Source organism: Bradyrhizobium sp. WSM4874, assembly GCF_055811835.1.
Genome location: NZ_JBVVPR010000016.1, coordinates 127,915 through 142,643, shown reverse-complemented (window position 1 = coordinate 142,643; position 14,729 = coordinate 127,915). Strand labels below are relative to the sequence as shown.

The window sequence follows — 14,729 nt, the reverse complement described above, 5'->3', positions numbered from 1 at the left end:
GCGACAAAAACGAGCTCAAGGAGGAAAGTCATGACCGGCGATATCGAAAAGACGACTATTCGCAAAGCGTTTCTGAGGCTGATGCCTCTACTGCTCTTGTGCTACTTCCTCGCTTATATTGATCGGGTCAATATTGGCTTCGCCGCATTGACTATGAATAAGGACATTGGCCTTTCTGCCTATACTTATGGGCTCGGAGCCGGCTTGTTCTTTTGGGGCTATTTCTTCTTCGAAGTGCCTAGCAACTTGATTCTCGAAAAGCTCGGAGCCCGGCGCTGGATCTCCCGTATCATGGTGACTTGGGGGCTCGTATCAGCGGGAATGGTGTTCGTAAGAGGGGAGACTAGCTTTCTTGTCATGCGCTTTCTGCTCGGTGCGGCCGAAGCTGGCTTTTTCCCTGGCATCATCCTGTATCTGACCTACTGGTTCCCTTCAATCTACCGGGCGCGTGTGGTCGCGGTGTTCTCAGTCGCTATCCCTCTGTCTCTCGGGATTGGAGCGCCGCTCTCAACCAGCATCATGCTCCTCGAAGGCGTCGGAGGGATACATGGTTGGCAATGGCTCTTCTTGCTCGAGGGATTGCCCACCGCGGTGGTCGGCTTCATCGTTCTGATGGTGCTTCCGGATCGTCCTCTCGACGCCAAATGGCTTTTGGAGAGCGAACGGGCTTGGCTGCAAGCGACGATCGAGCGAGAGCGTCAAGCTGTTCAAGCAAGCCATGCGGCTTCGATCTGGAGGATCTTTCTCGATGCGCGGGTACTTGGACTGGCGATGATCTATGTCGCGAACACGACGGCCAACCTCGGGCTCGCCTTCTTTCTCCCACAGATCATCAAAGGATTGGGGCTTTCTGATCTGCATACGGGGCTCGTTACTTCCATACCTTACATCTTCGGCACGCTCGGAATTCTTGCATGGGGCTATTTTTCGGATCGCTACGACGAACGGCGCTGGAGCTTGTTCTCGGCACTCGCTTTGGCCGGCACCGGGCTCGCCAGCGCTGCCTATGTGGGAAGCTCTGAAGTGGCGGTAGTGTTTATTTCCCTGGCAGCCATAGGCATTTATGGCACCAAAGCCCCGTTTTGGGCGTTGCCGTCGACGTTCCTTACGGGAAGCGCGGCTGCAGGTGGAATCGCCCTGATCAATTCTATCGGCAACCTCGGCGGATTCCTGGGGCCGACAATGGTGGGATGGGTAAGGGAGAAGTCAGGCAGCTTCGAGATGGGCCTGTACGTACTTGCAGCGATTTCACTCGCAGCGTCACTTGCTACGCTGATCATCGTCAAGCCGAAAGCAGTGCCATCACATTCTGCCGACACCCACTCCATGCTCGACGCGAAGAGCTAGCACGATGGCCCGGCGAGTTCTTGAGGCCTCTTGTTAATCAGAGTGTCGCATTCGGAGTGCCTTCTCGGCGACGTGCACATTTCTCTCACAACAGAGCGGCCGGCAACCTCCCGCCTGGTCGGATGCGCGACGCCTAACTACGGGCCCGGTTGAATTGCCGGGCCCGCCTTTTTACAGGACATCCCTGCGGCCGCTTCGCGGGGGGAGGGGAGCCTGAACGGCTGTGGTTGGCTAAGCCTTTATGGGCGACCGGCCCGACAAGTGGTCCAAGTTCGCTCAATCGTTCTCAAGAGTGTTGCAACTCGCGCCCAAATGCGCCGGTGACACTTGCGACGTCTGCACAAGCACGTGTTTGGTGAGAGTGCATGATGGACGCTGAGCAGCATAGAGATGCTGGCTCGCTGTTGCGGTCGCGCTTGGAGCGAGCCAAGAATTGAGCTGCTCGAAGGTACTCACATCGCGGAAAGGTGTCGCGGAGGTGGCCCAATGACCCGCTCCGACCCATAGGCGATCTGAGCGGAAAGGAGGGGGGTTACTGGAAAGAGGCCAAGCCCATTGCTTTCGGGCCTCGAGCCTACCCCGACCGATTCCCGAGAGCTCGGGATGCCGCCGGATGCGCTGCGCCGGGCCTTCGGATTACTGAGCGCGGAACGAATTCTGCAAGCTGGACGCCGCTATGGCGTCCACGACGCAGACTTCCCTGCAGGGCTGCGCACCGAGTTCCAGAAACTTTCGGCTGCTCGGGTCATGCGAGCCCGGGTACGGAACAGCGAGACGTTGATCGGAATATCCCATTCGCCGCCGCCCGCACGCAGCAGGCGGCCGTCGTCGAGATCGGGGCGGACGAGGCTCATCGGTGCCCATGTCACGCCGCGCCCCTCGCGCGCCATGTCGATCAGCAGCATGACTGGCGCTGCGAAGCCGGGAGCGAGCCAGGCCGACGGCTCCTTTAACGCCAGGAACGATGCGACAAGCCGTCCCACGCCCGAGCCTGGATGATAGGCCAGATAGGGCAGCGGCGCGCCCGCTGCGCCGGGCAGGGCGTAGCGAGGCTGCGTGCTCTTGCTGCGGCGTTCCCCGTGGCCTGGCTTGGCCGCTGGCGCGCTGATCGGGATCAGCACGTCGGTCGCGAGATCGATACGCTGGAAGCGGTCCGGATCGAGCCGGCTCACCAGCGACGGATGATAGTGTGCCAGCATGAACTGCGCCTGCGCGTCGAGCAGCAGCTTCTCGCAGCCGGCAAAATTCGAAGCGACGAGCTGGACCGCGGAGCCATCACGTGCACCGTCGGAGTTGCGGATCCATTCCGGGAAGAAGGTCTGCGACAGCGAATGCGTGGCGACGAAGGTGATGGTCTCAGCTTTGAGCCGCGCGACTTCAAGCGCCTCTTCGCGTCCGACCAGCACCCTGCGCAGCACGTCTTCGGCGACAGCGCGAAAGCTCTCGCCGGCAGCCGTGAGCGTGATGTTGTGGGTCGAGCGTTCAAACAGCTGTGTGCCCAGCCACTCCTCGAGCGACTTGATGCGGCGGCTCAACGCCGGCTGGGTTACATGCCTTCGCTCGGCGGCGCGGGAGAACCCGCCTTCCTCGGCGACGGCGAGGAAGTCCTCCAGCCAGACCATGTCCATAATAACGTTTCGTCCTCAAATCATACCGATACGGCATTAGCGCCGGAAAGGCTGCTGGTCCAATGTAAACGCCATCGAAAGACAAGAACGAAGCGCGGTCAACGCGTGATGCCAATATCGTTGGAGGAAAGTGCATTGCAGATCGCCGCCGCGCCGCTATCTGAATCCATAGCAAGCTCCACGTCCGAACGTCGCCGCAAGCCGCTGTGGCGCGAGCAATATGTCCTGGTGGTCGCAGGCGCTGCGCTCGGCGCGCTGCTCGGCGCCCTGTTTCCGAACCTTGCGGTGGAGCTCAAGCCGCTCGGCGATGTCTTCATATCGCTGATCAAGATGACAATCGCGCCGCTGATCTTCCTGGTCGTGGTTACCGGCATTGCGCAGGTCGGCGACCTGAAGGCGGTCGGCCGCATCGGACTCAAGGCATTGGCCTATTTCGAGGTGGTGACGACGATTTGCCTCTTGATCAGTTTCGTCGTCGTCCGCTGGGTGCAGCCCGGTGCGGGCGTCGCACACGCAACGGCGCAGCAAGCCGAGACGGTCGCGCGCTATCAGCAAGCCCATCTCGGATCGCTGTCGGCCTACATCCAGCACATGGTGCCGGAGAGTTTTGTCGGCGCGTTCGCGGCCGGCGACGTGCTTCAGGTTCTCGTGCTGGCGCTGCTGTGCGGCATCGCTCTGTTGCTGCTGGGGGACAACGCAGCCCCGTTGCGAACGGGCCTGGAGCGGATCACCGAGCTCGTCTTCAGCGTCGTCCATGTCGTGGTGGCGCTGGCGCCGATCGGCGCCTTTGGGGCCATGGCGTTCACGGTGGCGAAATTCGGCGCGACCACGCTCTATGCGCTGGCGCTTCTGGTTGGCACCGCCTGGGCGATGATGGCGTTTTTCATCTTCGTTATCCTGGGCACGATCTGCCGCCTGGTTGGCATTCGCCTGATGGACCTCCTGCGCCTGCTCCGCACCGAGCTGCTCGTGGTGCTCGGCACCTCGTCGTCGGAGACCGCCATCCCCGGCATCATGGAAAAGCTGCCGAAGGCGGGCGTCGGTCGCGCAGTGGCCGGCCTCGTCATTCCCTCTGGCTATTCCTTCAATCTCGACGGGGTCGCGCTGACTTTGCCGCTCTCCACCATCTTCGTCGCCCAGGTCTACGGCATTGAGCTGTCGGCCGCGCAGCAGCTGAGCCTTTTCGTGGTGATGCTGTTCACCAGCAAGGGCGCGGCCGGTGTCACCGGCGGCGCGTTCGCAGCACTCGCCGCGACAGTCGTCGCCGCTGGCCTGCCGGCGGAAGGACTGGCGCTACTGCTCGGCATCGACCGCTTCATGTCGCTAGCCCGCGCCATCACCAACACCATTGGCAACGCGGTCGCCTCGATCGTGGTCGCAAAATGGGACGGCGAATTCAATCGCGAGGACTGGGCTCAGTCCGCCGCACAACTCCAGCAAGCGAAGTAAGGATCCAAGGTCTCCAATATGGCTACCAGCACCAACGAACTGCCCGTCATCGCGCTGACCCCGGGTGATTGCGCCGGCATCGGGCCCGAACAGATCGCGCGCATCCTCTCCGACGATCGCCTCGCCGACGTCGCGCGCCTCATCGTGGTCGGCGATGCCCGCGTGCTCGACATAGGTATGGAACATGCCGGCGTGAAGCTGAAGATCGAGCGGGTTGCGTCTCCGAAGGCGGCAAATTGGAGCCGCGGCGCGGTGCAGATGGTCGATCTCGGCAATACCGATCCCGGCAAAATCCCGCTGGGTATGGCCAGTGCCGAATCCGGTCGACTGACCGGCGAAACGCTGTCGCGCGCGATCGACTTCTCCAGGGAGGGCGAGGTGGATGCCATCACTTTCGCGCCGCTGAATAAGCGGGCCATGTTCGACGGTGGCTGGAAGTTCCCCGACGAGCACAAGATGTTCGCGAGCCTGCTCGGGCACAATGCCTATTTCTCGGAGATGAACGTGCTCGACGGGCAATGGATGTCGCGCGTCACGGGGCATCAGTCGCTGCGCGAAGCACTCGACGGCATCAATCCGGAAAGCATCACCGATGCGATCGAGCTACTCAACCGCATGATGAAGCGAGCGGGCGTTGCCAAGCCGCGCATTGCGGTCGCAGCCCTTAATCCGCATGCCGGCGAGAACGGGTTGTTCGGTTGCGACGAGATCGAGATGATCCGCCCGACCGTCGAAGCTGCCGCGAAGACCGGCATCGCCTGCACTGGACCTTATCCCGCCGACACGGTCTATATTCGTGCATTCAACGGCGAGTTCGACGGCGTGGTCGCGATGTATCACGACCAGGGGCAGATCGCGACCAAGCTGCGCGGATTCAACCGCGGCGTGACCGTCACCGCCGGGCTCGAGACCGTCTTCACCACGCCGTCACATGGCACGGCGTTCGATATCGTCGGAACCGGCGTTGCCAACACCGGAGCGCTAGAGAGCGCGGTGCGTCTTGCCGCAAAGCTGGTGTCGATCAAGGTGAACGATGCCGCCTATGCACACTGATCGCAGTGGCGGTGAGCAGCTGCGAAACAGGCGGGCTTATTCCGGATGCCTATCCCGCAGGCGCTTCACTTTGGACAAGTGGCGTTGAGAACGATGGCGCTTAGGCAATCGCTTGGATAGCAATTTGAGACGGTTGCTGCTCGGTAACGAGGGCGTTTCGGGCGGCAGCTCGAAGAGTGGGTTTTGGTCTAAGAAAGTCGAAAATGCTTGATCCTTCAACTTTCAATCGGGATTGGCTGACACTCTCTCCGCCCAACCACGATGTAGTGGACCACTGACTCGAAACCCCGACAGATCAGCGATAGCGGCGCACAGCCCTCAGCACACTAACCGCGCGAAGATGGTCCTTGTCACTTAAACCTTGGCTGGAGATCCCGCAGCGCATGCAGAGGTGCCTATGCCCATCGAGCCCCGTTCTCGTTCAAGAACGCCGCAATGAAACCGCCACGAATTGGGTGAAATGAACGTGAACAAAGCAGGATGGGGACGACCACGACACAATAAACATCAATAACTTAGAAGATGTTCACTGCGTTCGGGACGCATGGGATGGCCTCCATCTGATCGCAGTTGCTCCCTTGATCGGCACCGCTTCTTGGGATCGAGCCAGTGGTCGACTCGCGAATTCAGAAGTCGACGTGGCCGTGATGGAATGGTGGGACGGGCCCCCGGCTTTCTTTGGAAGGAATAGCGGCGCGAGCCCCTCGCCGTCGTCATCCCGCCGACGCATCACATGGCGAATCGTCGGGAGATTCCGAAGCGTGAGCTCGCAACCCTTCAGCTACTGGGTGGCGAACCGGGCACCGGGACCGGCCGCTTGCTTGACGCCTATTTTGAGCCGGGCCAGCCAAGGCCTCGGGTTTCTTCATTGCAGCTTGGCAGCACTGAAGGGGTCAAGCAGGCGGTGAAGGCGAACCTCGGCGTTTCCCTGGTGCTGCGATCGACTGTCGCAGAGGAGGTCGCGAGCGGTAGCCTGCGGGCGATTCCGGTCGTTCCAGAACTGCACAAGGACATTTTCGTCATCTGGCGCGGCATGGGCGACGCCGCAGTACCTCCTTTCGTTGCGCATTTGATCGGCTCCAATCCTCCGACATCCCCAGCTGTTTGAGTACTGTGCGACCGGGGCGAATAACGCTTTACGCGGAATACGGCATGGGACCATGATCTCAGCGTTGAGCTAAGCCGATATGCACCTTCTATCAGTAAACGAGCATGTTCGAAAAGTTGAACATGCGCCTTATGCAACGTTCGACTTTCTTAACATCATCAAGTCGCGCCCTCGGTTTGGTCTTGTCGGGCCGTCCAATCAGCGTGCTCGTTCCGCTTCCTTAAGGAATCTCTGCGATCCTCGCGAGAATTGCAGCAATTTCTTTCGGGAACCGTTTTCATGAGCTCCTCGATCCGATCGCTGAAAATGCAGGCCGGCCTCGCGGCCGCGGCCATGTTTGCTGCGGGCGTCATCACCGCGGGGGCTCTATCCTTCGCGGCAATGAGCCGATCTATCGAGGATAGCCATGGCCAGCGTCTCGCTGCGGGCGCGGGTGTAGGCCTTGAGGCGCTTGCTTCGGTCGGCAATCGCATGAATGTCTATGCGGACGTGCTCTCGCGCAATCCCGAGTTGATAACCGCTCTGCAACAGGTCAACCCCACGGGCCTCGAAGCGTTCGCTGTTCGCGAATTCAAGGCAATACACAGCAACGATCAGGCCCTCGCAACGCTAGAAGTGACTGACGCAAAGGGCGTCGTCATGCAGCGCGGGCACAATCCCGCAAAGCGTGGTGATGACAAGTCTGCCCAACCGCAAATACGCAATGCCCTGAATGGAAAGCTGGCTCGCGGACTTACCGTTTCGCCGACAACCGGCGAAGCTGCAGAAGACAGTGTGAGGCCGGTTCTCGCGGGGGACAAGGTCGTCGGTACGCTCAAAATTGGATCCTATTTCAACCAAGCGTCCGCCGACGAGCTCAAGAGCCGAACGGGCCTTGACGTTGTGTTCCTCTCGCGGGGGAAAGTGACGGCATCGACGTTCGGCAAGGACGTCGAAGTGGCTGTGCCTGCAGAAGCAACCAAAACCGCCTCCGCCGGAACGGCAGCGACGACGGACCTCTCCGTGCTCGACAAACCATTCCGAGCCCGCCTGGTCTATTTGCCGAGCGATGTCGGCGAGGGCATGACCGCCGGCTTCGTATCGGGGCTTTCCGACGTCGAGACCGCCAGATGGGAGTTCGCGCGCTCGCTCGCGATCAAATGCGCACTTGCCTTGTTGATTGTTCTTCCCCTCGCGTTCTTTGGCGCTCATTTCGCCACGCGTCAGCTGCTCCGTCTGGCCGATGCGATGCGCGAATTGGCGACTGGCAAGCTCGATGTGGTTCTTCCCGGGCTTGAGCGTCGTGACGAGATTGGCGACATCGCCAAAGCTGTTGAGAATTTCAAGCTCGTCGCGGTCGAGAAGGCGAAGGCCGAGCAGGACAGGCAGCGGCGGCTCGACGAACACGCCGCTCAGGAGCGGAAGCGCGAGATGCAGAAGATCGCAGACGATTTCGAGGCGACCCTCGGCAATATCATACACACGGTCTCCTCGAATGCCTCTATGCTGGAATCCGCCGCGACCAAATTGACGGCGACAGCCGAAGGAACACAGCGCCTGTCGACGACCGTCGCGGCCTCCTCGGAAGAAGCTTCGGCGAGTGTCAACTCCGTTGCTCAATCAACCACAGAGATGACCTCGACCGTGCAGAAGGTTGCGGAGCACGTGAATCGGTCGCGTCAGATATCGACCGAGGCGGTCTCGCGGGCGGAGAAAGCGGATACGCGGATCGCGGATCTCAACCGGGCAGCTTCGCGTATCGGAGATGTGGTGCAGCTCATTACCTCCGTTGCCGCGCAGACCAACTTGTTGGCACTGAACGCGACGATCGAAGCGGCCCGCGCCGGGGACGCGGGCAGGGGCTTCGCTATCGTGGCGCAGGAGGTGAAGGCGCTCGCTGCTCAGACGGCGAAAGCGACCGAGGAGATCGAGACCCAAATTCAGGGCATGCAGGTCGCTACCACGGACTCAGTGGCTGCCATCAAGGATGTCGGTACCACCATCGGGCAAATCTCGGCGATCGCAGAGGACATTTCCGAAGCCGTGCAGGCGCAACGCGAAATGACGGGTGGCATCGCCGACAACGTCGAACAGGCCGCGCGGGGCACCGCCGACGTTGCCTCGAACATCGCCAAGGTCAGCACGGGTGCTGTCGAGACTGGAGCGGCCTCCACCCAGGTGCTGCAAGCCGCCCGCTCGCTCTCGACCGAGAGCCAACGGCTCCGGTCGGCAGTCGAGGGCTTCCTCGTCTCGGTGCGAGCCGCGTAGGGGCTAGGTCTTCGACATTTCGTGTCTGACGAAGCCGATCAGCAACATCGCGATGCCGCCGGCGACCGCACCCGTCAGCCCTTGAACGACGACTGCCTCAACCGGCGTGACCGGCATTGCGTAGCCGCCGCCATAGACCGCCGTCATGGCCAGTTTCTGAAGGAATAAGCCGCTGAGGGCTCCTGCGGCCAGGCCGGCAAGGCTGTGCCCGACAAAGCCAAATCCGTGCTCGTGGGCGGCGACGGCAGCGGCATGGGCACCGGCCAGCCCAGCCACCGCCTGAATGATCAGGTTCCCCAAGGTCCATTGCAGATCCACAGCTTTCCTCCTGCAGACGGGTTATGTCGGAATCTCCGGACGCATCGTAAGACGCCTAAGTGAAAGGCTTACGACAGGAATCCGCCGCGTAGGTTTTTAGCTACCGCACCTGTGGCAAACGGCGCATCCGACGGTTCCAGTTGGGGAAAAAGCTGCCGTCATCCAACTGTCATCTAACCTCCATAAAAGGTGTAACGCCGGCTCCTAAAGGGGCCACGTGAGCGCGATCAGGCGCACACCGCGCTTCGCTCACCCAATGGAGATCATCATGAATTTTGTTAAGGCAATCGCCGCAGCCGCACTGCTGGCCGTGTCGACGCCGGCGTTCGCTGCCGACATCACGGGCGCGGGTTCCACTTTCGTCTTCCCGATCCTTTCCAAGTGGGCCGATGCCTATAAGAAGGAATCGGGCAATGGCGTTAACTATCAGTCGATCGGTTCGGGCGCCGGCATCAAGCAGATCCAGGCCAAGACCGTTACCTTCGGCGCCAGCGACGCGCCGCTCAAGCCGGAGCAGCTCGAGAAGGACGGCCTTGTCCAGTGGCCGATGGTCATGGGCGCGATCGTCCCGGTGGTGAACCTCGAGGGCATCAAGCCCGGCGAGCTGGTGCTGGATGGTCACACGCTCGGCGACATCTACCTTGGCAAAGTGGCCAAGTGGGATGATGCTGCGATCAAGAAGCTCAATCCCAACCTGAAATTGCCCTCGGATGCGATCACCGTCGTTCGCCGCTCGGACGGCTCGGGCACCACCTTCAACTTCACGGACTACCTCTCCAAGGTCAACGCCGATTGGAAGAGCAAGGTGGGATCCGGCACTGCGGTCGAATGGCCCGCCGGCGTAGGCGCGAAAGGCAACGAAGGTGTTGCCGGCAACGTCAGCCAGACCAAGAACTCGATCGGCTATGTCGAGTACGCTTACGCCAAACAGAACAAGATGACCTATACCGCTCTCGTCAACAAGGACGGTAAGACCGTGCAGCCGACCATTGAGGCGTTTCAGGCTGCAGCGGCGAACGCCGACTGGACGAAGGCACCGGGCTACTATCTCATCCTGACCGAGCAGCCCGGCGATAAGTCTTGGCCCATCACTGCCTCGACTTTTATCCTGATGCACAAGGACGCAACCGACAAGGCGTCCTCTCAGGAAGCCATCAAGTTCTTCAAGTACGCCTTCGACAAGGGTGACAAGATGGCCGAAGAGCTTGACTACATTCCGATGCCCGACAGCGTCGTGAAGTTGGTCGAGAAGACCTGGGCTGCCGAGATCAAGAGCTAAGCCTTCCGAAGATGGATTCCATGCCCCTCCGAGTTGAGGGGCATGGTCCTTCTCTATGCAAGCGTATTCGAGGCGTGTGCGCCATTGCCTTCATTAAGAGTGGCTTCTCGAGCGAACTGCTCGCTCGCCGCTTATCGGCAAGTTCGGACGTGATAGGGGATTAGCGTGGCAGATATGGCCGTTCAAAGCGACTCGAGCAGCATGGCCGAAGCTGCGGGTCCATACGATCGCGCGAAGGCGCTAAGCGCCTTCAAACTCGGTGATGTCACCTTCTACTGGATTACCCGCCTCGCAGCGATTTCCGTATTGCTCATTCTCGGCGGTATCATCGTCTCGCTGATCATTGGCGCGTGGCCTGCGATGAAGGAATATGGCTTTGCCTTCCTCTGGACCCAGCGTTGGGCGCCGTCTGCGGATCCGCCTGTGCTCGGGGCAGTCGGTCCAGTGTATGGCACGCTCGTCACCTCCTTCATCGCGATGCTGATCGCCATTCCCGTCGGTCTCGGCATTGCGATCTTCCTCACCGAGCTCTGCCCGCAATGGCTGCGCCGCCCGATCGGCATGGCGATCGAGCTGCTCGCCGGCATCCCCTCGATCATCTACGGCATGTGGGGCTTCTTCGTGCTAGGCCCGTTCCTGGCCAATACCGTCCAGCCTTTCATGATCAAGATCTTCGACGGCGTCCCCGTGCTGGGTACGATCTTCGCAGGTCCGCCGTCCTATCTCAGCCTATTCAACGCCGCGCTGATCCTCGCCATCATGGTGCTGCCCTTCATCACCTCGATCTCGGTCGACGTGTTCAAGACAGTGCCGCCGGTCCTCAAGGAGGCGGCCTACGGCGTCGGCTGCACCACCTGGGAAGTCGTCCGCAGCGTGGTCATCCCATATACCCGCGTCGGCGTCATCGGCGGCATCATGCTGGCGCTCGGCCGCGCGCTCGGCGAGACCATGGCGGTGACCTTCATCATAGGCAACTCGTTCCGCATCTCTGGCTCGATCTTCGCCCCGGGCACCACGATCTCGGCGGCGATCGCATCCGAATTCGCCGAAAGCGACGGCCTGCACCAGTCCGGCCTGATCCTGCTCGGCCTGCTGCTGTTCGTGCTGACCTTCTTCGTGCTCGCCGCGGCGCGGCTGATGCTGATGCGGCTGGAAAAGAAGGCGGGGAACTAGCGTCATGAACCCGATCTATTCGCGCCGCCGCCGGACTGACATTGTAATTCGCGTTCTCTGCTTTGGTGCCACTCTGTTTGGTGTAACGTGGCTCGCGCTTATCCTTTTCACGTTGTTTTACAACGGCGTCGCGGGTTTGAGCTTTCAGATCTTTGCCGCTGACACGCCTCCGCCTGGCTCAACGAGCGGCGGGCTGCGCAATGCGATCGTGGGTTCCGTTATTATGACCGTCATTGGCGTTGGCGTTGGCGCGCCGCTCGGCCTGTTCGCCGGCACCTATCTTGCCGAGTACGGTCGCAACGACAAGCTGACCTCGGTGATCCGCTTCATCAACGACATTCTCTTGTCCGCGCCCTCGATCATCATCGGCCTGTTCATCTACGGCGCCATCGTCGTACCTATGGGCGGCTTTTCGGCCTTGGCGGGGTGCCTCGCGCTTGCCGTCATCGTCATCCCGGTGGTGCTGCGTACGACCGAGGACATGCTGCTGCTGGTACCAAATCCGCTGCGTGAGGCGGCCTCTGCACTCGGCCTGCCGCGTTCGCTGGTGATCAAGCGCATCGCCTATCGTGCCGCGCGCTCCGGCCTCATCACCGGCGTGCTGCTCGCCACCGCCCGCGTCGCCGGAGAGACCGCACCGCTGCTGTTCACCGCGCTGTCGAACCAGTTCTTCAGCCTGAGCCTGAACAAGACGATGGCGAACCTGCCGGTAACCATCAACAACTTCGTGCAGAGCCCCTACGCCTACTGGAAAGAGTTGGCGTGGAGCGGCGCGTTGCTCATCACCCTGACCGTTCTTGCCCTTAATATTGGCGCGCGCATCCTTGGCGCCGAGAGGACCGCAAAATGAGTGATCTTTCCGTATCGATGAGCGCGGCCGGTGGGCTGCCCCACGCGCCGGTGCTGCCGGAGGCGCCGCCCAAGGTGACCGTACGCAACCTGAATTTCTATTACGGCGAGCACCACGCGCTGAAGAACATCAACCTGACGCTCGGCGCCAACCGCGTCACGGCGTTCATCGGTCCGTCGGGCTGCGGCAAGTCGACCCTGCTGCGCATCTTCAACCGGATGTACGACCTCTATCCCGGCCAGCGCGCCACCGGTCAGCTCATGCTCGATCAGACCAACATTCTCGACCCCAGGCTGGACCTCAATCTGCTGCGCGCCCGCGTCGGCATGGTGTTCCAGAAGCCGACGCCGTTCCCGATGACGATCTACGAGAACATCGCGTTCGGCATCCGTCTTTATGAGAAGATCTCGAAGTCCGAGATGGACGGCCGCGTCGAGAAGGCGCTGCGCGGCGGCGCTTTGTGGAACGAGGTCAAGGACAAGCTCAACGCGTCGGGCCTGTCGCTCTCCGGCGGCCAGCAGCAGCGCCTCTGCATCGCCCGCACCGTCGCGGTGCGGCCCGAGGTGATCCTGTGCGACGAGCCCTGCTCGGCGCTCGATCCGATCTCGACCGCCAAGGTCGAGGAGCTGATCCAGGAGCTGTCCGAGGATTACACGATCGCGATCGTCACCCACAACATGCAGCAGGCGGCCCGCGTCTCCGACAAAACCGCCTTCATGTATCTCGGCGAGCTGATCGAGTTCGACGACACCAGCAAGATCTTCACGTCGCCGACCGACCGGCGCACGCAGGATTACATCACCGGTCGGTTCGGCTGAGGAGACAGCACATGGCTTCCGAACATACCGCAAAGGCCTTCGACACCGACCTCCAGGAGCTCACCCGGCTGGTCGCGGAGATGGGTGGCATCGCCGAGCGCATGATCGTCGATTCCGTCGACGCGCTGATCCGCCGCGACGTCCCGCTCGGTCAGCGCGTCGTTGCCATCGACACCGAGCTCGACGCGCTGCAGAAGAAGATCGAGGAGCGCGCCGTGCTCACCATCGCGCGCCGCCAGCCGATGGCGGTGGATTTGCGCGAAATCGTCGGCGCCATGCGCGTCGCGACCGATCTCGAGCGCATCGGCGACCTCGCCAAGAACATGGGCAAGCGCGTCGCGGCGCTGGAGACGGACTTCCATCCGCTCAAGCTGTTCCGCGGCCTCGAGCACATGACCGACCTTGTGCAGCAGCAGGTCAAGTCGGTGCTGGACGCCTATGCCGCGCATGATCTGCCGGCGGCGATGGCGGTGTGGAAGGGCGACGAGGAGGTCGACGCCATCTGCACCTCGCTGTTCCGCGAGCTCCTGACCTACATGATGGAAGATCCGCGCAACATCTCGTTCTGCATCCATTTGATGTTCTGCGCCAAGAACATCGAGCGGATCGGCGACCACGCCACCAACGTCGCCGAGACCGTGTTCTACATGATCGAAGGTCAGGCCATCACCGACAAGCGGCCGAAGGGCGACATGACGACCTTCGCCACGACAGTCCCGAATACCTGAAGACTCTAGGGAGCAACGAGCCCATGGGCGCACGCATTATGGTGGTTGAAGACGAGGAAGCTCTCACCGAGCTGCTTCGCTACAACCTCGAGGGCGACGGCTATGACGTCGAGACGGTGATGCGCGGCGACGACGCCGACACCCGTCTCAAGGAGCACATCCCCGATCTGATCGTGCTCGACTGGATGCTGCCGGGCCTGTCAGGCATCGAATTGTGCCGGCGGCTTCGCACCCGGACCGAGACCAAGCAGCTCCCGATCATCTTGCTCACCGCGCGCGGCGAGGAGAGCGAGCGGGTGCGGGGTCTTGCGACCGGTGCCGACGATTACATCGTCAAGCCGTTCTCGGTGCCGGAGCTGCTGGCGCGCGTGAAGGGCCTGCTGCGGCGCGCGAGCCCGGAGCGGCTCGCCACCGTGCTCGCCTTTGGCGATATCGAGCTCGATCGCGACAAGCGCCGCGTCGCGCGCTCGGGCCGGCCGATCGATCTCGGACCGACTGAATACCGCCTGCTGGAGTTCTTCCTGGAGCATCCGGGCCGAGTGTTCTCCCGCGAGCAGCTGCTCGACAGCGTTTGGGGCCGCGACATCTATATCGACGAGCGTACGGTCGACGTGCACATCGGCCGCCTGCGCAAGCTGCTCAATCTCGGCCGCGATCAGGACCCGATCCGCACCGTCCGCGGAGCGGGATATGCATTGGATGACCGCTTCGCGAAGGCGGAGCAAAACTGA

At 61.6% G+C, this 14,729-nt stretch carries 12 protein-coding genes and 1 pseudogene; 11 read left to right on the top strand and 2 right to left on the bottom strand.

Annotation, left to right across the window (positions count from 1 at the left end):
• The first annotated feature begins 30 nt into the window (after nt 1–30).
• Nucleotides 31–1,347 (top strand): MFS transporter, encoded by a 1,317-nt coding sequence (locus AC0L3P_RS18720; protein ID WP_473303800.1) that lies wholly within the window; start codon nt 31–33, stop codon nt 1,345–1,347.
• Nucleotides 1,348–2,021: 674 nt separating this feature from the next.
• Here AC0L3P_RS18720 and AC0L3P_RS18715 read toward each other — a convergent pair.
• Complete coding sequence (locus AC0L3P_RS18715; RefSeq protein WP_473303798.1) at nt 2,022–2,975, bottom strand: LysR family transcriptional regulator; 954 nt, start codon at nt 2,973–2,975, stop codon at nt 2,022–2,024.
• Nucleotides 2,976–3,110: 135 nt separating this feature from the next.
• On the opposite strand from AC0L3P_RS18715, the gene AC0L3P_RS18710 reads away from it, so the two are divergent.
• From AC0L3P_RS18710 to AC0L3P_RS18695, 4 genes and pseudogenes are all read left to right on the top strand, one after another.
• On the top strand, nt 3,111–4,424 hold the full coding sequence (locus tag AC0L3P_RS18710; RefSeq protein WP_473303796.1) for a cation:dicarboxylate symporter family transporter: 1,314 nt from the start codon (nt 3,111–3,113) through the stop codon (nt 4,422–4,424).
• A gap of 18 nt (nt 4,425–4,442) precedes the next feature.
• Nucleotides 4,443–5,477 (top strand): PdxA family dehydrogenase, encoded by a 1,035-nt coding sequence (locus AC0L3P_RS18705; RefSeq protein WP_473303792.1) that lies wholly within the window; start codon nt 4,443–4,445, stop codon nt 5,475–5,477.
• A gap of 706 nt (nt 5,478–6,183) precedes the next feature.
• Nucleotides 6,184–6,585, top strand: a pseudogene (locus AC0L3P_RS18700) (LysR substrate-binding domain-containing protein); the annotation flags it as partial.
• A gap of 279 nt (nt 6,586–6,864) precedes the next feature.
• Nucleotides 6,865–8,832, top strand: coding sequence for a methyl-accepting chemotaxis protein (locus AC0L3P_RS18695; protein WP_473303788.1), 1,968 nt, complete (start codon nt 6,865–6,867; stop codon nt 8,830–8,832).
• A gap of 3 nt (nt 8,833–8,835) precedes the next feature.
• On the opposite strand, the gene AC0L3P_RS18690 is transcribed toward AC0L3P_RS18695, so the two are convergent.
• Nucleotides 8,836–9,150, bottom strand: a complete 315-nt coding sequence (locus tag AC0L3P_RS18690) for a hypothetical protein (RefSeq protein ID WP_473303786.1) — start codon at nt 9,148–9,150, stop codon at nt 8,836–8,838.
• Between the two features lie 268 nt (nt 9,151–9,418).
• Between AC0L3P_RS18690 and pstS the strand changes: the two genes are divergently transcribed.
• The 6 genes from pstS to phoB all read left to right on the top strand — a co-directional run bounded on the left by pstS (nt 9,419) and on the right by phoB (nt 14,729).
• Nucleotides 9,419–10,429, top strand: coding sequence for a phosphate ABC transporter substrate-binding protein PstS (pstS, locus tag AC0L3P_RS18685; protein WP_473303784.1), 1,011 nt, complete (start codon nt 9,419–9,421; stop codon nt 10,427–10,429).
• Nucleotides 10,430–10,603: 174 nt separating this feature from the next.
• Nucleotides 10,604–11,602: a phosphate ABC transporter permease subunit PstC gene (gene pstC / locus AC0L3P_RS18680; RefSeq protein ID WP_473303782.1), complete on the top strand. Its 999-nt coding sequence runs from the start codon at nt 10,604–10,606 to the stop codon at nt 11,600–11,602.
• A gap of 4 nt (nt 11,603–11,606) precedes the next feature.
• Nucleotides 11,607–12,452 carry a phosphate ABC transporter permease PstA gene (pstA, locus tag AC0L3P_RS18675; RefSeq protein WP_473303779.1) on the top strand — a complete coding sequence of 282 codons (846 nt, stop codon included), beginning with the start codon at nt 11,607–11,609 and terminating at the stop codon, nt 12,450–12,452.
• Nucleotides 12,449–13,270 (top strand): phosphate ABC transporter ATP-binding protein PstB, encoded by an 822-nt coding sequence (pstB, locus tag AC0L3P_RS18670; protein WP_473303777.1) that lies wholly within the window; start codon nt 12,449–12,451, stop codon nt 13,268–13,270. Before pstA ends, pstB begins: the two co-directional genes overlap by 4 nt.
• 11 nt (nt 13,271–13,281) lie before the next feature.
• A complete protein-coding gene (gene phoU / locus AC0L3P_RS18665) occupies nt 13,282–13,998 on the top strand; it encodes a phosphate signaling complex protein PhoU (protein WP_473303775.1) in 717 nt (238 codons plus the stop codon).
• A 23-nt stretch (nt 13,999–14,021) separates the two neighbouring features.
• A complete protein-coding gene (phoB, locus tag AC0L3P_RS18660) occupies nt 14,022–14,729 on the top strand; it encodes a phosphate regulon transcriptional regulator PhoB (RefSeq protein WP_473303773.1) in 708 nt (235 codons plus the stop codon).